Genomic DNA, 18,608 nt, shown 5'->3' with positions numbered 1-18,608 from the left:
TACTTTTTTATGCTGTAAAACATACTTTTTCTCCAACTCCCCCATTTTCACCCTATTATACACCAATATTTTTTTATAAAATTTTCGTCCCTGCCTCGTTTCTTCGCGACAGGGACGATGAGGGGGGAATCATACTAGGGTTTTATAGCCATACTGGGCTACGCAACCCAGCTCTTCTTCGATGCGCAGCAATTGGTTGTACTTGGCCATGCGATCGGAACGGCTGAGCGAACCGGTTTTAATTTGCCCGGCATTGGTGGCTACGGCAATATCGGCTATGGTGGCATCTTCGGTCTCACCCGAACGGTGAGAGATGACGGCGGTGTAGCCGTTGCGTTGCGCCAGCTGGACAGCTCGAAGGGTTTCGGTGAGGGTACCTATCTGGTTAAGTTTTACCAGGATGGAGTTGGCACAATGCTTGCGAATCCCTTTCGCCAGATACTCAACGTTGGTAACGAAGAGGTCGTCGCCCACGAGTTGGCATTTATCGCCAATCAGGTCGGTCAAGAGGCGCCAGCCCTCCCAGTCGTCCTCGCTCATGCCATCTTCGATCGAGTCTATGGGATAACGCATAATGAGGTCTTGCAGATACTCGGCCTGTTGCTGCGTGGTGCGTTTGACACCACCGGGGCCTTCGAAGCGGGTGTAATCGTAGAGTCCGTCGGTATAGAACTCGGAGGAGGCACAATCGAGCGCAATGCGTATGTCGCGCCCGGGCATATAGCCGGCTTGTTTCACGGCATCGAGAATGGTCTCTATGGCGGCTTCGGTACCGGGTAGTGCGGGAGCAAATCCACCCTCGTCGCCCACGGCGGTACTCAGGCCTTTGTCATGAAGAACCTTTTTCAAGGCATGGAAGACCTCGGCACCCATGCGCAACCCCTCTTTGAAGGAGGATGCTCCTACGGGCCGTATCATGAACTCTTGGAAGGCAATGGGGGCATCGGAGTGTGAACCTCCGTTGATGATATTCATCATGGGCACGGGCATGACATAGGTGTCGGCACCGCCTATGTAGCGATAGAGGGGTATGCCCAGTTGTGCCGCAGCGGCTTTGGCTACCGCCAGGGAGACGCCCAGGATGGCATTGGCTCCCAGTTTCGACTTCGTGGGGGTACCGTCGAGATCGATCAGTTGCCGGTCTATGCGGCTCTGCTCGAAGGGGTCGGCCCCAACAAGGGCCTTAGCAATGACTTCGTTGACATGGCGAACGGCCTTCTCGACCCCTTTCCCGCCGTAGCGCGACTTATCGCCATCGCGCAATTCGAGGGCTTCGTGCGCTCCGGTGGAGGCTCCCGAGGGAACGGCTGCGCGCCCCATGATACCCGAGTCGAGTACAACATCGACTTCGACCGTGGGATTTCCCCGTGAGTCGAGTATCTCGCGGGCTTGAATTTTTGCTATTTTCTCCATACTCATAAAAATTTAATGGGTGATTCATTCAAAACAGATTCTGCCGTATTTTTCCCTATCGGAGATTTGGCTTTAATTATTTTTAACCTGCTCTCGGACATATAGCTTACCTCCTCTTGAGCGGTCCATAGGCGACTCTCCTGCCTTGAAGGGTAATAGCCGTGAGTTGTATTCAAGAGGAGTGCAAACGGTATGGAAAAATAAAAAGCCCTCTGATTACTCAGAGAGCTTTTTACTATATAGCAATAAATCAATCTATTATTCTGCGGCTTTCTCTTCGGCAGCGGGAGCCTCGGGAGTTGCAGGAGCTTCAGCAGCGGGAGCCTCGGCGGCAGGAGCAGCAGCTTCGGCAACAGGAGCGGCGCTCTTTCTCGAACGACGGGTACGAGTTGCTTTCTTAGCGGCTTTTTCCTTCAGCATGTTCTCGTTGTAGTCAACGAGTTCGATGAAGCAGGTTGCTGCATTGTCGCCCAGACGGTTGCCCGTTTTCAAGATACGGGTGTATCCTCCGGGACGATCGGCGATTTTCACCGAAATCTCTTTGAACAATTCGGTAACGGCCTCTTTGCTCTGCAAATAGCGGAATACTACACGACGCGAAGCGGTAGTATCTTCTTTGGCGCGATTGATCAGGGGCTCAACATACATTCTCAGCGCTTTGGCTTTGGCCAACGTGGTGAAGATTCTCTTGTGCAGAATCAAAGATGTAGCCATATTGGACAACATAGCGTCGCGGTGAGCTTTGGTACGACCCAGGTGGTTGAATTTTTTATTATGTCTCATCGTTTTACTCTTTATCTAATTTATATTTCGAGATATCCATTCCAAACGAAAGGCCCAGGTTGGCCAAAAGCTCATCGAGCTCGGTGAGCGATTTCTTACCGAAGTTGCGGAACTTCAACAAATCGGTTTTGTTGAATACCACGAGTTCGCCAAGGGTCTCGACATCGGCCGATTTCAAGCAGTTGAGGGCGCGTACCGACAAGTCCATATCGACCAGTTTGGTTTTGAGCAACTGGCGCATGTGCAATACTTCTTCGTCGAACTCTTCGTTACCATCGGCATCGTTGGTCTCGAGCGTAATCTTCTCGTCGGAGAACAACATGAAGTGGTAAATCAAGATTTTGGCGGCCTCTTTCAACGCCTCTTTGGGGTGAATGGAACCATCGGTTGTAATCTCAAGAATCAGTTTTTCGTAGTCCGTTTTCTGTTCTACGCGGAAATTTTCAACAGAATATTTCACATTCCGAATCGGGGTATAAATCGAATCGATAGGAATTACATTCACATCGTCGGCGGGGTTGCGGTTCTCATCGGCGGGAACGTAGCCACGGCCTTTGTTGATGGTGATATCTATTTGAAAACTTGCGCTTGAATCCAAATGGCAAATAACCAAGTCGGGGTTCAACACTTCGAAACCGGTAAGCGATTTACCGATATCTCCTGCCTTGAACACTTCCGTACCCGAAACAGTAATGGTTACTTTTTCATTCTCGATTTCTTCAACGACTTGTTTGAAACGTACCTTCTTGAGGTTCAGAATCACGTTTGTCACGTCCTCGATAACACCGGGAATCGTAGAAAACTCATGCTTTACGCCATCGATACGAATCGACGTAATCGCAAAACCTTCGAGCGAGGAGAGGAGGATACGGCGCAGGGCGTTACCCACGGTAACACCGTAGCCGGGCTCCAACGGACGGAATTCGAATTTACCGAAAAAATTGTCCGCCTCCAGCATTAATACTTTATCGGGTTTTTGAAATGCTAATATCGCCATGGAATCAATTATTGTTTAGAATACAACTCAACGATCAACTGTTCTTTAATGTTTTCAGGGATATCGGCTCTTTCGGGCAAATGCAACAATTTACCGCTCTTCAAGCTCTCGTCCCACTCTAACCAAGGATATTTGCTGTGATTGAATCCAGCAAGTGCATCGGCTATTACCTCGAGCGATTTGGCTTTCTCACGAACGCCAACTACCTGGCCGGGTTTAACCGAATACGACGGGATATTCACCACCTTGCCATCGACAACGATGTGACGGTGCAGCACGAGCTGACGGGCTGCGGCACGCGTGGGAGCGATACCCAAACGGAATACGACATTGTCGAGACGGGCTTCGAGCAGTTGAAGGAGCACTTCACCTTTCACACCTTTGGTGCGCGAAGCTTTCTCAAACAGGTTTCTAAATTGTCTTTCCAATACACCGTAAGTGTATTTGGCTTTTTGCTTTTCACGAAGCTGAACGCCATACTCGGAAGTTTTTCTTCTCTTGTTGATGCCGTGTTGTCCCGGGGGATAGTTCTTCTTCGTAAGAACTTTATCGGGGCCAAAAATAGCTTCGCCAAATTTACGAGCGATTTTGGTTCTAGGTCCGGTATATCTTGCCATTTCTAAAGTTTTTTAATAATTAATATTGCGAACCGAGAAGAGTGCAGCCGCGATTGCAGAGAGGATTAATATGCAATCTTATTCACTGTTCGGGATTCTCTGTTTACAAATAAAGAAAATTTAAACTCTTCTTCTCTTAGGAGGACGACAACCATTGTGCGGCAGCGGAGTTACGTCGATAATCTCGGTTACCTCGATACCGGCACCATGAATAGTTCTCACAGCCGATTCACGGCCGTTTCCGGGGCCTTTTACATAGGCTTTAACTTTCCTCAAGCCCAGGTCATAAGCCACTTTTGCACAATCTTGTGCGGCCATTTGAGCGGCATAAGGAGTATTTTTCTTAGAGCCTCTGAAGCCCATTTTACCTGCCGACGACCACGAGATCACCTGACCCTCGCTGTTGGCAAGCGTTACAATGATGTTGTTGAACGAAGAATGGATATGGGCCTGGCCAACGGCATCAACCTTTACAATCCTCTTCTTTGCTGCGACTGTTTTTTTTGCCATACTTACTTATTATTTAGTAGCTTTTTTCTTATTTGCAACGGTTTTCTTTTTACCTTTACGTGTACGAGCGTTGTTCTTGGTGCTCTGGCCTCTCACAGGCAAACCGATACGGTGACGGATACCACGGTAGCAACCGATATCCATAAGACGTTTGATGTTCAGCTGTATTTCGGTACGAAGGTCACCCTCCACCTTATACTCGGTACTGATGATTTCACGTACTTTTGCCGACTGGTCGTCGGTCCAATCTTTCACTTTGATGTCTTTGTCAATGCCGGCTTTACTCAAAATGGAATTAGCCGCGCTACGACCGATACCATAGATATAGGTCAAGGCGATTTCTCCTCTTTTATTTTGCGGCAGGTCTACACCAACAATTCTTATTGCCATATATTAGAATCTTTTAATTTGCAAAATTAATAATAAAATTATCCTTGACGTTGTTTATACTTAGGATTTTTCTTGTTAATTACGTACAAACGGCCGTGTCTTCTCACGATCTTGCTATCGGGCGTACGTTTTTTCAATGATGCTCTTACTTTCATATTGTCGTTTTTTATTTATATCTAAAAGCAATTCTTCCTTTGGTCAAATCGTAGGGTGACATTTCGATGCGCACTTTATCGCCGGGAAGGATCTTGATGAAATGCATACGCATCTTTCCCGAAATATGGGCGGTTATCTCATGCCCGTTTTCCAACTCTACGCGGAACATGGCATTCGACAATGCCTCCACGATTACACCATCTTGTTCTATTGCAGCTTGCTTCGCCATAAATTATAGTTAAATTGATTTGTCTCCTAAAACTTGCTCTATGTACTCAAATGAGGAAAGTATATCGGCTTTCCCTCCCTTAATGGCAACCGTGTGCTCGAAGTGCGCAGACGGTTTACGATCTCTCGTGCGGGTGGTCCATCCGTCGCGCTCGATGACGATATTGCGTGCGCCCAGGTTGATCATGGGCTCGATGGCAATACACATCCCGTTTTTCAGCAGCGGACCCGTTCCCGGGCGGCCATAATTGGGGACATTGGGCTCTTCGTGAAGGTTCTTCCCTACGCCGTGTCCGCACAATTCCCGTACTACAGAATAACCACGAGCCTCGCAATAGGTTTGAATGGCATGGCCAATATCGCCTATGCGTTTCCCTTCGACAGCATGTTCAATGCCCAGATAGAGCGACTCTTTGGTGGTCTTGAGCAGCTGTTTCACTTCGGGAGCGACCTCTCCTACACAGAAGGTATAGGCCGAATCGCCATTGAAGCCGTTTTTCACTACACCGCAGTCGATCGATACGATATCGCCTTCGCGCAGGGCATAGCTGTTGGGAATGCCGTGTACAATCACCTCGTTGACCGAGATGCAAAGAGAGTTGGGATAGCCGGCATATCCCAGGAAACCGGGTTCGGCCCCGTGGTCCCGGATAAACTCTTCGGCTATCTTGTCGAGTTTGAGGGTGGTAATCCCCGGAGCTACCCACTTGGCCATTTCGCCCAGCGTCATGCCCACCAAGAGATTACTCTCCCGCATCAACTCTATCTCTTCGTCTGTTTTAAGATAAATCATTATCTATACTCCTTGTTTTAATAAGCCCCGCTACGACCTTTTATTCTGCCCGATTTCATCAGACCGTCGTAGTGACGCATCATTAAATGGCTTTCAATCTGTTGCAAAGTATCCAGTACTACACCTACCAAGATGAGCAGCGAGGTTCCGCCAAAGAACTGAGCGAACTCGGCGCTTACACCGCAAATCTGGGCAAAGGCCGGCAGGATGGCCACGATAGCCAGGAAAATAGATCCGGGCAAGGTGATTCTCGACATGATCGAGTCGAGATAGTCGGCCGTCTTCTTACCGGGTTTCACACCGGGGATAAAACCGTTGTTGCGTTTCATATCCTCGGCCATTTGCGTGGGTTGCACGGTGATTGCCGTATAGAAGTAGGTAAATACTATGATAAGGAATGCGAACACAAAGTTGTACCAGAATCCCGTCATCGACATGAACGATTGCCAGAACGAGCTTGCGTTGGTAACGCTGAACCCGGCAATGGTGATGGGGATAAACATGATGGCCTGTGCAAAGATGATAGGCATTACACCGGCCGTGTTTACCTTCAAGGGGATATACTGGCGAGCGCCGCCATACTGTTTGTTACCTACAATACGCTTGGCATATTGTACGGGGACTTTCCGGGTGCCTTGTACGAGCAGAATTGCTGCGGCGATAACGGCCAGCAGGAAGACAATCTCGATCAGGAACATCACCAAACCACCTTGTTTCGAAGCCAGACGGCTGGTAAACTCGGCGGCGAAAGCCAGCGGCAAACGAGCGATGATACCGACCAGGATGATAAACGAGATACCGTTACCGATACCTTTGTCGGTGATACGTTCGCCCAGCCACATGATAAACATACTGCCGGCAGCAAGCACGATTGTAGAAGAAACTATAAACAACCAACCGGAAGGAAATACTGGCCCCATTTGCACGCGCAGGTTCACCAGGTAGGCAGGACCTTGCATGAGCAGAATGATAACGGTCAAATAGCGGGTGTATTGGTTAAGTTTCGTACGACCGCTCTCGCCTTCGCGTTGCAGCTTCTGGAACGAGGGCATCACCATACCCAACAATTGTATCACAATCGAGGCGGTGATATAAGGCATGATTCCCAATGCAAAAATCGAGGCGTTGGAGAATGCACCTCCCGAAAACATATCGAGCAACTGCATCAGACCCTTGCTCGTCTGGTTGCGCAAGGCGTCCAGATTGGCAGGATCGATACCCGGAAGCACGACGTATGACCCCACGCGATATACCAGCACCAACAGAATGGTGGTGATGATACGCTTGCGGAGGTCTTCGATTTTCCAAATGTTTTTTATAGTTTCTATTGCTCTCATTGTATTAGAGTTTGACTACTGTTCCACCTGCGGCAACGATGGCAGCTTCGGCAGTTTTGGAGAATGCGTGAGCAGATACCTCCAATTTGGCCGTAAGAGCACCTTTACCAAGAATTTTCACTAACTGATTTGAAGAGATATACCCGGCAGCCACAAGTGTTTCAATGTCGATTTTCTCCAATTTCTGGCTATCGGCCAGAGCTTGCAAAGCCTCGAGGTTGATGCCTTTGTACTCTACACGGTTGATATTCTTGAAGCCAAATTTAGGAACACGGCGTTGGAGAGGCATCTGACCACCCTCGAAACCGATTTTGCGTTTGTAACCCGAACGCGACTTTGCTCCTTTATGACCTCTGGTAGAAGTTCCACCCAAACCCGAACCCGGTCCGCGACCGATTCTCTTTCTTGTTTTGGTTGACCCTTCGGCGGGTTTTAAATTACTCAAGTCCATATTTGTTACTTTTTTTAATCGATGGATAAAATTACTCAACTACTTTCACCAGGTGTTTTACCTTCTCTACCATGCCCAGGATTTGGGGGGTAGCGTCGTGTTCTACGACATGGTTGAGTTTTCTCAGGCCCAGTGCATCAAGTGTCTTCTTTTGTACAGCAGGGCAATTGATGCGGCTCTTTACTTGTTTGATTTTTATCTTTTCCATTGCTTGTCCTCCGTATTAACCTTTAAAGACTTTTTCTACAGAGATGCCTCTGTTTTTGGCGACGGTAGCCGCATCTCTCAGTTCGCACAAAGCAGCAATCGTGGCTTTCACCAGGTTGTGGGGGTTGGACGAACCTTTCGATTTGGCGAGCACGTCGGTGATACCTACGCTCTCGAGAACGGCACGCATGGCACCACCGGCCTTTACTCCGGTACCCGGAGAAGCAGGTTTGATATACACGAGGGCACCGCCGAATTTGGCCAACTGATCGTGGGGAATTGTGCCTTTAAGCACCGGTACTTTTACCAGGTTCTTCTTGGCGGCTTCCACGCCTTTGGCGATAGCGGTGGTTACTTCGCTCGCTTTTCCCAGGCCCCAGCCTACGATACCGGCTTCGTTGCCTACTACAACAATTGCCGAAAAGCTGAACGTACGACCACCTTTGGTTACTTTCGTTACACGGTTGATGGCAACCAGACGGTCTTTCAACTCGATGTCGTTTGTTGATTTTACTCTATTTATTTTTCCTGTCATGACGATTAAAATTTAAGGCCACCATTGCGGGCAGCATCAGCTAATTCTTTTACTCTCCCATGATACAGGTAACCGTTGCGGTCAAATACAACCGTGGTAATTCCGGCTTCCTGTGCTTTCTTGGCGATTGCTTCACCTACTTTGGCTGCCATCTCTTTTTTGGGAGCGGCTTCCATTCCTCTGGAGGAGGCGGCGGCAAGAGTTCTGCCGGTGAGGTCATCGACCAATTGCACATATATTTGCTTATTGCTTCTAAACACCGTCATACGGGGACGCTCGGCCGTACCGGAAACTTTGCCGCGTATGCGGGTTTTGATTTTGAGTCTTCTTTCTATCTTCGTTGTCATGATAATACCTGTTTAATGATTATTTGGCACCTGCCGATTTACCCGATTTTCTGCGGATTACCTCACCAACGAACTTGATACCTTTACCCTTGTAAGGCTCGGGCTTGCGCAGCGAACGGATTTTGGCGCATACCTGGCCAATCAGTTGCTTGTCGCACGATTCGAGAATAATCAACGGGTTTTTGTTTCTCTCCGATTTGGCTTCTACCTTGATTTCGGCAGGAAGTCTCAAGAAGATGGCGTGTGAGTAGCCGAGCGAAAGCTCGAGTACCTGGCCTTGGCTTTGGGCACGATAACCTACGCCCACCAGTTCCATCTCTTTCTTGTAACCCTCCGAAACACCTACCACCATGTTGTGGATCAAGGCACGGTAGAGACCGTGAAGGGCACGTGTCTGTTTCTCATCATTAGGCCGGGTCACATGAATTGCCCCGTCAACCATTTCAACTTTAATTTCGGGCGATACGGTCTGTGACAGCTCCCCTTTGGGTCCTTTTACCTTTACCTCATTTCCGGAGATAGTAACGGTAACTCCGGCGGGTACTACTATGGGCAATTTTCCTATTCTTGACATAATATATACCTCCTTTTAATTAGTAAATGTAACATAATACCTCACCGCCAATCTTCAGGTCGCTGGCCTCTTTGTTGGTCATCACGCCTTTCGAGGTGGAGAGAATTGCAATACCCAAACCATTCAATACACGCGGCATGTCTTTATAGCCGGTATAACGGCGCAAACCCGGGCTCGATATACGGATCAGCTTTTGGATTGCGCTCACTTTGTTTACGGGGTCGTACTTCAAGGCAATCTTGATGGTGCCTCGGGGACCGTCTTCTACAAACTTGTAATTGAGAATGTAGCCTTTTTCAAAAAGGATTTTCGTGATTTCTTTTTTCAATCTCGAGGAAGGCACTTCAACAACTCTGTGGTGAGCTTTGATGGCGTTTCTCAATCTTGTCAGATAATCTGCTATTGGATCTGTCATATAAAAATTTGTTTAAATTGATCCGGAGTCTCCGGACAATATTTAACACTAAAAATAATTACCAGCTTGCTTTCTTTACGCCCGGGATAAGTCCTGCCGAAGCCATTTCGCGGAACTGAATACGAGAAATCCCAAACTGACGGATGTATCCTTTGGGACGACCGGTGATTTTGCAACGGTTGTGTAAACGTACACGCGAGGCGTTTTTCGGCAACAGTTGAAGGGCTTCGTAATTGCCTTCTGCCTTGAGTTGTTTTTTCTTTTCGGCATATTTGGCAACCAGTTTGGCTCTCTTCACTTCACGAGCTTTCATCGATTCTTTTGCCATATCTTAGTCTTTTTTTGCGTTTTTAAAAGGTAAGCCAAATGCTTTGAGAAGAGCATACCCTTCCTCGTCGGTTTTGGCTGAGGTTACAAAGGTAATATTCATTCCCATAATTTTGGTAATACTATCGATATTTATTTCAGGGAAAATGATTTGTTCCTGAATTCCGAGGGTGTAGTTGCCTCGTCCATCGAGTTTGCTTTCGATACCTTTGAAGTCGCGGATACGGGGAAGAGATACGCGTACCAGACGCTCCAGGAACTCGTACATGCGCTCGTGACGGAGGGTTACCATTACACCGATGGGCATTTTCTTACGCAGCTTGAAATTCGAGATATCTTTGCGCGAGAGGGTTGCCACTGCTTTCTGACCGGTGATGGCCGTCAACTCGTTGATGGCGGTTTCGATGATTTTCTTGTCGGCCGTTGCTTCTCCAAGACCTTGGTTGATGACGATCTTTTTCAAAACGGGCACCTGCATGATCGACGAGTAGTTGAACTCTTTTTGCAGGGCGGGCACGATTTTTTCAAGATATTCTTTCTTCAGATTTGCGGTGTTGTTCATTACTTAATCTCCTCTCCTGATTTTTTGGAATAACGTATTGAAACGCCTGCTTCATTTTTCTTCCGGCCGATGCGGGTAGGTTTCCCGGTTTTCGGATCGAGAAGATTCAAGTTGGAAATATGAATAGGAGCTTCTTTCTTCACTATACCTCCCTGGGGGTTTTTGGCATTGGGTTTGGTACTCTTGGATACCATGTTGATACCTTCTACGAGGGCGCGTTGCTCTTTTACCAACACGCTCAGCACACGACCGGTCTTGCCTTTGTCTTCGCCGGCGTTTACATAGACTGTATCTCCCTTTTTGATATGTAACTTGCTCATTTAATCTTTCACTTTATTCGATTAAAGTACTTCGGGTGCCAACGACACGATTTTCATGTTTACGGCACGCAACTCTCTGGCTACCGGGCCGAAGATACGGCTACCGCGCAACTCACCCGCATTGTTCAACAATACACAGGCATTGTCGTCGAAGCGAATGTAGGAACCGTCCTGACGACGGATTTCTTTTTTCGTGCGCACGATAATGGCTTTCGATACGGCGCCTTTTTTCACATCGCTCGAGGGGATAGCGCTTTTGATCGCTACGACGATTACATCGCCTACCGATGCATAACGGCGACCGGTACCGCCCAACACGCGAATACAAAGAGCTTCCTTAGCTCCGCTGTTATCAGCTACTGTAAGTCTTGATTCTTGTTGTATCATAATTACTTAGCTCTTTCGATGATTTCTACTACTCTCCATCTCTTTGTTTTGCTCAAAGGACGAGTTTCCATCAGCCGCACGGTATCACCGATGTTGCATTCGTTCTTCTCGTCATGAGCATGGTATTTCTTCGTCTTGTTCACGAATTTACCATAGATCGGGTGTTTCTCTTTCCATTTCACGGTTACCGTGATGGTCTTCTCCATTTTGTTGCTGGAAACCACGCCGACTCTCTCTTTTCTTAAATTTCTACTTTCCATCTTAGATATGTGGCTGATTATTTTTTATTAAGTTCACGTTTGCGCAACTCGGTTTTCATGCGCGCAATCATCCTGCGTTCGTGAGTTATTTTAGCAGGACTGTCCAACGGCGAGATGCTGTGATTGATCTCCATTTGGTTGAGGGCAGCTACGGCTGCGTCCAATCTCTCTTGCAACTCTTTGGAGCCTAATTCTTTTACTTCTGCTTTTTTCATAACTTACACATTTTGACTGGCGTCGTAGTCACGACGTACAACGAACTTAGTAGTAATGGGAAGTTTCTGTGCTCCCAGGCGCAGGGCTTCCTTGGCGATCTCATAGGGTACACCTTCTACCTCGATAATAACACGACCCGGTGTGATGGGGAATACGAATCCTTCGGGATTACCTTTACCTTTACCCATACGTACATCGGCCGGTTTCTTAGTAATAGGTTTATCGGGAAATATACGGATCCAAATCTGACCCTGACGTTGCATATAACGTGTTACAGCAACACGAGCGGCCTCGATTTGACGACCTGTAATCCATTTCGTATCTAACGACTTAATGCCGAAAGAGCCGAAAGCCAGCTGGTTGCCTCGTTGGGCATTGCCCTTTTGGCGACCTTTTTGCTGTCTTCTGAATTTAGTTTTTTTCGGTTGTAACATAGTTCAATTTTCGTTTAGCGGTTAGTTTTGGGTTTTCTGAAGCCCTTTTTCGGTCCTCCGTTACCACGGCCTTCTTTGGCGTTGTTGGTGTAGGCAGGAGCCAGGTCTTTCTTTCCGTAGATTTCGCCACGGCAGATCCAAACCTTGATACCGATGATTCCTACTTTCGTAAGAGCTTCTACCAAGGCATAGTCAATATCGGCACGCAATGTATGCAGGGGGGTTCTGCCCTCTTTGTACATTTCGGAACGAGCCATTTCGGCGCCGTTCAAACGGCCCGATACTTGTACTTTGATACCTTCGGCACCCATGCGCATCGTCGAGGCGATGGCCATTTTTACGGCGCGACGGTAGGCGATTTTGCCTTCGATTTGGCGAGCGATGTTGCTGGCCACGATTTCGGCGTCAAGTTCGGGGCGTTTTACCTCGTAGATATTGATTTGTACGTCCTTGTCGGTAATTTTCTTCAACTCTTCCTTGAGCTTGTCAACCTCTTGACCGCCTTTACCGATGATCAGGCCCGGACGAGCCGTGCACACGGTAATGGTTATCAACTTCAACGTACGTTCTATAACTATGCGCGAAACGCTGGCTTTTGCAAGACGGGCATTCAAATACTTCCGGATCTTGCTGTCTTCCAACAACCTGTCACCATAGTTTTTACCGCCATACCAATTGGAATCCCAACCTCTGATGATTCCCAAACGGTTACTTATCGGATTTACTTTCTGTCCCATCCAGCAATTAGTTTTTGTTATCGTTTTTATTTATTGTATCAACAAACAGTGTTACGTGATTCGAGCGTTTACGAATACGGTAACCTCTTCCTTGCGGAGCCGGACGAAGACGTTTCAACATCGCAGCGCAATCTACATAGATTGTCGAGATGTACAATTCTCCGCTTTCGGCCTTGCGCTCGTTCTTTTGCTCCCAGTTGGCAATGGCCGAACGCAACAGTTTTTCCAGTCTTTGCGAAGCTTCTTTGTTCGAGAACTTCAATACGCCCAGGGCTTTGAATACTTCCATGCCTCTTACCATGTCTGCGGCCAAGCGCATCTTACGGGGTGAGGTGGGAACGTTGTTCAACTTGGCGAAATATTGAGTTTTCAGAGCTTCCTTCCTTCTATTGGCTGATTCTCTTTTTCTTGCACCCATTTTTCAATTCTTTAATTGTATTAAAACTCGCATTCCCTCAGGCCTTATTTTTTCTTGTTACCTGCATGGCCGCGGAATGTACGCGTAGGAGCAAACTCGCCGAGCTTGTGGCCTACCATGTTTTCGGTAACATATACGGGAATAAATTTATTACCATTGTGTACTGCAAAAGTATGCCCTACGAATTCAGGCGAAATCATAGATGCGCGCGACCAGGTTTTGATCACCGACTTCTTGCCAGATGCCTCCATCGCGGCTACTTTTTTGTCCAGCTTCACACTGATATATGGGCCTTTTTTTAATGAACGACTCATGTTGTTGTCAATTTATCAGATTACTTTTTCCTTCTTTCAATAATATACTTCGAAGAGTGTTTCTTCGGAGCTCTGGTCTTCAAACCTTTTGCATACAAGCCTTTTCTCGATCTGGGGTGTCCACCTGATGCACGTCCTTCACCACCACCCATCGGGTGATCTACAGGGTTCATCACAACACCACGGTTGCGAGGACGACGGCCCAACCAGCGCGAGCGTCCGGCTTTACCCGAGCGTTCGAGGGCGTGATCCGAGTTTCCTACGCTGCCGATCGTGGCTTTACAGGTTGCGAGGATTTTTCTGGTTTCTCCAGAAGGTAATTTGATAATTGCATAATCGCCTTCTCTCGAAGTCAACTGAGCAAACGTTCCGGCCGAGCGTACCAAGAAGGCGCCTTGACCCGGACGCAACTCGATGTTGTGAATAACAGTACCGATAGGTATGTTTTTCAGAGGCAATGCATTTCCTACCTCAGGAGCTGCATTTTCGCCAGACATCAAGGTTGCTCCAACTTCCAAGCCGTTGGGTGCAATAATGTAACGTTTTTCACCGTCTGCATAGAACAACAGAGCGATACGGGCCGAACGGTTCGGGTCGTATTCGATCGTCTTTACAGTAGCGGGTACACCGTCTTTGTTTCTCTTGAAGTCGATCAATCTGTATTTTCTCTTGTGACCGCCGCCAATGTAGCGCATCGTCAAATGCCCTTCATTGTTACGACCACCCGATTTTCTGACACCTCTTACAAGAGATTTTTCTGGCGCGCTAGCAGTGATTGTATCAAATGCACCAATAACTTTGTGTCTTTGCCCCGGTGTTGTGGGCTTTAATTTTCTTACTGCCATTGTTTAATTAGATATTGCTATAAAAATCAATAGTTTCTCCTTCTTTCAATGTAACCAAGGCTTTCTTATAAGCGGCCGTCATACCCGAGATGAGACCGGTCTTGGTGTAGCGGCTTTTGTTTTTGCCACGATAGTTCATCGTGTTTACCGATACGACCGTTACGTTGTACATCTCTTCTACGGCTTTCTTGATTTGCGCCTTATCGGCCTTCGGGTCCACGCGGAAACCATAGCGATTGTATTTCTCGCCCATGGCCGTCATTTTCTCTGTTACGATAGGTTTAATTATTATTCCCATATTTCAAGCCTCCTTACATCAAAAGTTATTGATAGCAGCTACCGTTCCCTCTGTCAAAACCAAGGCGTTGTTGTTCAACACTTTGTAGGTATTGAGTTCCGATACTGTTATCACATTTGTTCCCGTAAGATTACGGGCCGACAAATATACGTTTTTATTTTGTTCCGGTAAAACCAAAAGTGACTTTTTATCAGCAACTTGCAAATTTTTCAGCAAGTTTACGAATTCCTTGGTTTTGGGGGCCTCGAAAGAGAAGTCTTCTACGACCACGATGGCATTGTCCTGAGCCTTGTAAGTCAATGCCGATTTGCGGGCGAGTTCTTTCACTTTCTTGTTCAGTTTGAAACGGTAGTCGCGGGGTTTGGGACCGAATACACGGCCACCACCGATCATTACCGGCGAATTGATATCACCGCTACGAGCGCCGCCCGTTCCTTTTTGTCTTTTCAGTTTGCGGGTACTACCCGATACTTCGCTTCTTTCTTTGGATTTGTGAGTACCTTGACGCAAGTTTGCCAAGTATTGTTTCACATCGAGATATACGGCGTGGTCATTGGGCTCGATTCCAAATACAGAATCGGCTAAAACAACCTTCTTACCGGTGTCCTCACCTTTAATGTTATATACGCTCAGTTCCATTATTTCTCAATTATTACGATTGAACCTTTACTTCCGGGCACCGATCCTTTGATGAGCAAAAGATTGTGTTCGGGTATTACTTTTAACACTTGAAGGTTTTGCACGGTTACACGGCTGTTACCCATCTGGCCGGCCATACGTGTGCCCTTGAATACGCGGGCAGGATATGAACATGCACCGATAGAACCGGGGGCACGCAAGCGGTTGTGCTGACCGTGAGTGGTCTGGCCTACACCGCCGAAACCATGACGCTTAACTACACCTTGGAAACCTTTACCTTTTGATACGCCGATTACATCTACGTAATCCGCACCTTCAAACAAATCGACGGCGATGGTGTCGCCCAATTTGTATTCGGTATCGAATTTGAACTCGGCCAAGTGTCTCTTGGGCGTTACGCCTGCTTTCTTGAAATGTCCGGCTTCGGGCTTCGTGGTGTGTTTATCTTTCTTGTCGATAAAGCCTACCTGTACAGCCTCGTAACCATCTTTTTCAACGGTTTTGATTTGCGTAACCACACAAGGACCAACTTCGATAACAGTGCATGGTACGTTTTTACCCTCGGCACTGAAAACGGATGTCATTCCGATTTTTTTTCCTAATAATCCTGGCATTTCTACTTAATTTTTGTTGAATCACACTTTAATTTCTACATCTACGCCGCTGGGCAATTCCAATTTCATCAAGGCATCTACCGTCTTAGCCGTTGAGCTGTAAATGTCGATGAGACGCTTGAACGAAGACAACTCGAATTGCTCTCTCGATTTTTTGTTTACGAAAGTCGAGCGGTTTACCGTGAAGATACGTTTGTGAGTAGGCAGAGGAATAGGACCGCTCACTACTGCGCCCGTAGCTTTCACCGTCTTTACGATTTTCTCGGCCGACTTGTCAACCAAGTTGTGGTCGTAAGACTTCAATTTAATTCTGATTTTTTGGCTCATATTGATATTTGATGGTTTAATTACAATAAATCTACTCTACCGTTTACTTCGGTCAACACATTCTTGGCAATCGACGGGCTTACCTCGGCATAGTGCGAGAACGACATCGTCGAGGTGGCACGACCCGATGTGATGGTACGCAGGGCAGTTACATAACCGAACATTTCGGCCAGAGGTGCCGTTGCTTTCACAATGCGGGCGCCCGAGCGGCTCGACTCCATACCTTCGATTTGGCCACGACGTTTGTTCAAGTCGGAGATTACATCACCCATGCTCTCTTCGGGGGTTACTACCTCGATCTTCATGATGGGCTCCAGCAATACGGGACCTGCTTTCTCGCAAGCTTTCTTGAAGGCTTGGATGGCACAGAGTTCGAACGACAACTGGTCAGAGTCAACGGGGTGGAACGAACCATCGAGTACGGTAACCTTGAGGCTGTCAACCGGGAAGCCGGCCAATACACCGTTCTTCATTGCGGTAGTGAAACCTTTCTGGATCGAGGGGATAAACTCTTTAGGAATGTTACCACCTTTTACTTCATCGACGAATTCCAGACCGGCCTCTTCGCGGGTCGAGGGTTCTACACGCACGATGATATCGGCGAACTTACCACGACCACCCGTCTGTTTCTTGAATACCTCGCGGAGCTCAACCGGTTTGGTGATAGCCTCTTTGTAGGTAACTTGGGGACGACCTTGGTTACATTCTACCTTGAACTCACGTTTCAGACGGTCGATGATGATTTCCAGGTGGAGCTCACCCATACCGCTGATAACGGTTTGTCCGGTCTCTTCGTTAGTAGCTACGGTGAAGGTAGGATCCTCTTCGGCCAGTTTCTGCAGACCGATACCCAGCTTGTCGAGGTCTTTCTGAGTCTTGGGCTCTACGGCGATACCGATCACAGGTGCGGGGAAGTCCATAGCCTCGAGTACGATGGGAGCGTCTTCGGCACACAAGGTATCACCGGTGCGGATATCTTTGAATCCTACGCCAGCACCTATATCGCCACAGTCGATCGACTCTTTGGGATTTTGTTTGTTGGAGTGCATCTGGAACAGACGCGATACACGCTCTTTCTTACCCGAACGGGAGTTGAGCACGTAAGAACCGGCTACGATTTCGCCCGAATATACACGGAAGAAGCAGAGACGGCCTACATAGGGGTCGGTTGCAATCTTGAAGGCCAGGGCACACATGGGCTCTGAGAAGGAGGGGTGACGTACCACTTCTTTCTCGGGGTCGTTCATGTCGTGACCTACTACAGCCGGCGTATCAACGGGGCTGGGCAAGAATGCGCACACGGCATCGAGCAGCGGTTGTACACCTTTGTTCTTGAACGAAGAACCACAAATCATAGGAACGATTTGCATGGCCAGGGTACCTTTGCGGATGGCGCGAACGATCTCTTCTTCGGTAATCGTCGAGGGATCGGCGAAGTATTTTTCCATCAGCTCGTCGTCGCACTCGGCAATCTTCTCGAGCATTTTGTCTCTCCACTCGTCGCACTCGGCTTTCATATTGTCGGGGATCTCCTCCATGTTATAGTCGGCACCCATTGTTTCGTCGTGCCAGTAGATAGCTTTCATACGAATGAGGTCAACTACGCCTTTGAAGGTCTCCTCAGCACCGATAGGTACTTGGATGGGGCAAGGATTTGCGCCCAGCACGTCTTTCAACTGACGAACCACTTCAAAGAAGTTGGCACCCGAGCGGTCCATTTTGTTTACATAACCGATACGGGGTACATTGTATTTGTCGGCCTGGCGCCATACTGTTTCAGATTGGGGCTCAACACCACCTACTGCACAGAATGTAGCCACAGCACCATCGAGTACACGCAACGAGCGCTCTACCTCTACCGTAAAGTCAACGTGCCCCGGAGTATCGATCAGGTTGATTTTATATTTTTCGCCTTTGTAATTCCAGAAAGCGGTTGTAGCGGCCGACGTAATCGTGATACCGCGCTCTTGCTCCTGTTCCATCCAGTCCATGGTAGCGGCACCGTCGTGTACCTCGCCGATTTTGTGAGTCAACCCGGTGTAGTACAGAATACGTTCCGAAGTCGTTGTCTTACCGGCATCGATGTGTGCCATAATACCAATGTTTCTGGTATATTTCAAATGAGCGTCAGATTTTGCCATTTTCTTTATTCCTTAT

The 18,608-nt window shown here is 47.8% G+C and carries 32 protein-coding genes; all 32 read right to left on the bottom strand.

The features are described 5' to 3' along the window. Nucleotides 1-129 precede the first annotated feature (129 nt). Entirely contained in the window at nucleotides 130-1,413 is a 1,284-nt protein-coding gene (gene eno / locus B5G10_RS03345) for a phosphopyruvate hydratase (protein WP_087423336.1), read from the bottom strand. A gap of 258 nt (nucleotides 1,414-1,671) precedes the next feature. After that, nucleotides 1,672-2,196 carry a 50S ribosomal protein L17 gene (gene rplQ, locus B5G10_RS03340; RefSeq protein WP_087423335.1) on the bottom strand — a complete coding sequence of 175 codons (525 nt, stop codon included), beginning with the start codon at nucleotides 2,194-2,196 and terminating at the stop codon, nucleotides 1,672-1,674. Nucleotides 2,197-2,200: 4 nt separating this feature from the next. Then, on the bottom strand, nucleotides 2,201-3,193 hold the full coding sequence (locus B5G10_RS03335) for a DNA-directed RNA polymerase subunit alpha (protein ID WP_087423334.1): 993 nt from the start codon (nucleotides 3,191-3,193) through the stop codon (nucleotides 2,201-2,203). A gap of 8 nt (nucleotides 3,194-3,201) precedes the next feature. Beyond that, nucleotides 3,202-3,810, bottom strand: a complete 609-nt coding sequence (rpsD, locus tag B5G10_RS03330) for a 30S ribosomal protein S4 (RefSeq protein WP_025278759.1) — start codon at nucleotides 3,808-3,810, stop codon at nucleotides 3,202-3,204. Nucleotides 3,811-3,930: 120 nt separating this feature from the next. Continuing rightward, a complete protein-coding gene (rpsK, locus tag B5G10_RS03325) occupies nucleotides 3,931-4,320 on the bottom strand; it encodes a 30S ribosomal protein S11 (protein ID WP_025278758.1) in 390 nt (129 codons plus the stop codon). Between the two features lie 9 nt (nucleotides 4,321-4,329). After that, nucleotides 4,330-4,710 (bottom strand): 30S ribosomal protein S13, encoded by a 381-nt coding sequence (gene rpsM, locus B5G10_RS03320; RefSeq protein WP_087408032.1) that lies wholly within the window; start codon nucleotides 4,708-4,710, stop codon nucleotides 4,330-4,332. 38 nt (nucleotides 4,711-4,748) lie between these two features. Then, entirely contained in the window at nucleotides 4,749-4,865 is a 117-nt protein-coding gene (gene ykgO, locus B5G10_RS03315; RefSeq protein ID WP_008862836.1) for a type B 50S ribosomal protein L36, read from the bottom strand. An 11-nt stretch (nucleotides 4,866-4,876) separates the two neighbouring features. Then, entirely contained in the window at nucleotides 4,877-5,095 is a 219-nt protein-coding gene (infA, locus tag B5G10_RS03310) for a translation initiation factor IF-1 (RefSeq protein WP_025278756.1), read from the bottom strand. A 9-nt stretch (nucleotides 5,096-5,104) separates the two neighbouring features. Then, nucleotides 5,105-5,887, bottom strand: a complete 783-nt coding sequence (gene map / locus B5G10_RS03305) for a type I methionyl aminopeptidase (protein ID WP_087423333.1) — start codon at nucleotides 5,885-5,887, stop codon at nucleotides 5,105-5,107. 17 nt (nucleotides 5,888-5,904) lie between these two features. Next, nucleotides 5,905-7,224: a preprotein translocase subunit SecY gene (gene secY / locus B5G10_RS03300; protein WP_087423332.1), complete on the bottom strand. Its 1,320-nt coding sequence runs from the start codon at nucleotides 7,222-7,224 to the stop codon at nucleotides 5,905-5,907. A 4-nt stretch (nucleotides 7,225-7,228) separates the two neighbouring features. Then, on the bottom strand, nucleotides 7,229-7,675 hold the full coding sequence (gene rplO, locus B5G10_RS03295) for a 50S ribosomal protein L15 (protein ID WP_087423331.1): 447 nt from the start codon (nucleotides 7,673-7,675) through the stop codon (nucleotides 7,229-7,231). Nucleotides 7,676-7,706: 31 nt separating this feature from the next. Further along, the gene (gene rpmD, locus B5G10_RS03290) at nucleotides 7,707-7,883 is read right to left on the bottom strand and encodes a 50S ribosomal protein L30 (protein WP_025278752.1); all 177 of its coding nucleotides are present in this window, start codon (nucleotides 7,881-7,883) and stop codon (nucleotides 7,707-7,709) included. Between the two features lie 15 nt (nucleotides 7,884-7,898). Beyond that, a complete protein-coding gene (gene rpsE / locus B5G10_RS03285) occupies nucleotides 7,899-8,417 on the bottom strand; it encodes a 30S ribosomal protein S5 (RefSeq protein WP_087423330.1) in 519 nt (172 codons plus the stop codon). Nucleotides 8,418-8,422: 5 nt separating this feature from the next. Further along, complete coding sequence (gene rplR / locus B5G10_RS03280) at nucleotides 8,423-8,764, bottom strand: 50S ribosomal protein L18 (protein ID WP_087408028.1); 342 nt, start codon at nucleotides 8,762-8,764, stop codon at nucleotides 8,423-8,425. A gap of 19 nt (nucleotides 8,765-8,783) precedes the next feature. Then, a complete protein-coding gene (gene rplF, locus B5G10_RS03275) occupies nucleotides 8,784-9,338 on the bottom strand; it encodes a 50S ribosomal protein L6 (RefSeq protein ID WP_025278749.1) in 555 nt (184 codons plus the stop codon). Nucleotides 9,339-9,357: 19 nt separating this feature from the next. Continuing rightward, nucleotides 9,358-9,753: a 30S ribosomal protein S8 gene (rpsH, locus tag B5G10_RS03270; protein WP_087423329.1), complete on the bottom strand. Its 396-nt coding sequence runs from the start codon at nucleotides 9,751-9,753 to the stop codon at nucleotides 9,358-9,360. A 58-nt stretch (nucleotides 9,754-9,811) separates the two neighbouring features. Next, entirely contained in the window at nucleotides 9,812-10,081 is a 270-nt protein-coding gene (rpsN, locus tag B5G10_RS03265) for a 30S ribosomal protein S14 (RefSeq protein ID WP_008862846.1), read from the bottom strand. A 3-nt stretch (nucleotides 10,082-10,084) separates the two neighbouring features. Further along, entirely contained in the window at nucleotides 10,085-10,642 is a 558-nt protein-coding gene (rplE, locus tag B5G10_RS03260; protein ID WP_087423328.1) for a 50S ribosomal protein L5, read from the bottom strand. Next, nucleotides 10,642-10,962 carry a 50S ribosomal protein L24 gene (gene rplX, locus B5G10_RS03255; protein WP_087423327.1) on the bottom strand — a complete coding sequence of 107 codons (321 nt, stop codon included), beginning with the start codon at nucleotides 10,960-10,962 and terminating at the stop codon, nucleotides 10,642-10,644. The genes rplE and rplX overlap by 1 nt, the downstream gene beginning before the upstream one ends. Before the next feature lie 21 nt (nucleotides 10,963-10,983). Further along, a complete protein-coding gene (rplN, locus tag B5G10_RS03250) occupies nucleotides 10,984-11,349 on the bottom strand; it encodes a 50S ribosomal protein L14 (protein ID WP_008862849.1) in 366 nt (121 codons plus the stop codon). A gap of 2 nt (nucleotides 11,350-11,351) precedes the next feature. Then, nucleotides 11,352-11,609 carry a 30S ribosomal protein S17 gene (gene rpsQ, locus B5G10_RS03245; RefSeq protein WP_087423326.1) on the bottom strand — a complete coding sequence of 86 codons (258 nt, stop codon included), beginning with the start codon at nucleotides 11,607-11,609 and terminating at the stop codon, nucleotides 11,352-11,354. A gap of 17 nt (nucleotides 11,610-11,626) precedes the next feature. Next, complete coding sequence (gene rpmC, locus B5G10_RS03240; RefSeq protein WP_087408025.1) at nucleotides 11,627-11,824, bottom strand: 50S ribosomal protein L29; 198 nt, start codon at nucleotides 11,822-11,824, stop codon at nucleotides 11,627-11,629. 3 nt (nucleotides 11,825-11,827) lie between these two features. Next, on the bottom strand, nucleotides 11,828-12,259 hold the full coding sequence (gene rplP, locus B5G10_RS03235; RefSeq protein WP_087408024.1) for a 50S ribosomal protein L16: 432 nt from the start codon (nucleotides 12,257-12,259) through the stop codon (nucleotides 11,828-11,830). Between the two features lie 14 nt (nucleotides 12,260-12,273). Then, the gene (gene rpsC / locus B5G10_RS03230) at nucleotides 12,274-12,996 is read right to left on the bottom strand and encodes a 30S ribosomal protein S3 (RefSeq protein WP_087423325.1); all 723 of its coding nucleotides are present in this window, start codon (nucleotides 12,994-12,996) and stop codon (nucleotides 12,274-12,276) included. A 7-nt stretch (nucleotides 12,997-13,003) separates the two neighbouring features. Next, a complete protein-coding gene (gene rplV / locus B5G10_RS03225; RefSeq protein ID WP_087423324.1) occupies nucleotides 13,004-13,414 on the bottom strand; it encodes a 50S ribosomal protein L22 in 411 nt (136 codons plus the stop codon). A 44-nt stretch (nucleotides 13,415-13,458) separates the two neighbouring features. Then, nucleotides 13,459-13,728, bottom strand: a complete 270-nt coding sequence (gene rpsS, locus B5G10_RS03220; RefSeq protein WP_025278741.1) for a 30S ribosomal protein S19 — start codon at nucleotides 13,726-13,728, stop codon at nucleotides 13,459-13,461. 20 nt (nucleotides 13,729-13,748) lie between these two features. Further along, nucleotides 13,749-14,573, bottom strand: coding sequence for a 50S ribosomal protein L2 (gene rplB / locus B5G10_RS03215; protein WP_087423323.1), 825 nt, complete (start codon nucleotides 14,571-14,573; stop codon nucleotides 13,749-13,751). 7 nt (nucleotides 14,574-14,580) lie between these two features. Next, complete coding sequence (gene rplW / locus B5G10_RS03210; protein WP_087423322.1) at nucleotides 14,581-14,871, bottom strand: 50S ribosomal protein L23; 291 nt, start codon at nucleotides 14,869-14,871, stop codon at nucleotides 14,581-14,583. Between the two features lie 18 nt (nucleotides 14,872-14,889). Further along, a complete protein-coding gene (gene rplD, locus B5G10_RS03205) occupies nucleotides 14,890-15,510 on the bottom strand; it encodes a 50S ribosomal protein L4 (protein ID WP_087423321.1) in 621 nt (206 codons plus the stop codon). Next, complete coding sequence (gene rplC, locus B5G10_RS03200) at nucleotides 15,510-16,124, bottom strand: 50S ribosomal protein L3 (protein ID WP_025278737.1); 615 nt, start codon at nucleotides 16,122-16,124, stop codon at nucleotides 15,510-15,512. The genes rplD and rplC overlap by 1 nt, the downstream gene beginning before the upstream one ends. Before the next feature lie 21 nt (nucleotides 16,125-16,145). Then, complete coding sequence (rpsJ, locus tag B5G10_RS03195; RefSeq protein WP_008862860.1) at nucleotides 16,146-16,451, bottom strand: 30S ribosomal protein S10; 306 nt, start codon at nucleotides 16,449-16,451, stop codon at nucleotides 16,146-16,148. Between the two features lie 20 nt (nucleotides 16,452-16,471). Then, the gene (gene fusA / locus B5G10_RS03190; protein ID WP_087423320.1) at nucleotides 16,472-18,592 is read right to left on the bottom strand and encodes an elongation factor G; all 2,121 of its coding nucleotides are present in this window, start codon (nucleotides 18,590-18,592) and stop codon (nucleotides 16,472-16,474) included. Nucleotides 18,593-18,608: the final 16 nt, after the last annotated feature.

The sequence above is a fragment of the Barnesiella sp. An55 genome, assembly GCF_002161555.1.
Taxonomy (GTDB): domain Bacteria; phylum Bacteroidota; class Bacteroidia; order Bacteroidales; family Barnesiellaceae; genus Barnesiella; species Barnesiella merdipullorum.
Note: the sequence above shows the minus strand (reverse complement) of the source record. Positions and strands in the feature narration are given on the sequence as shown.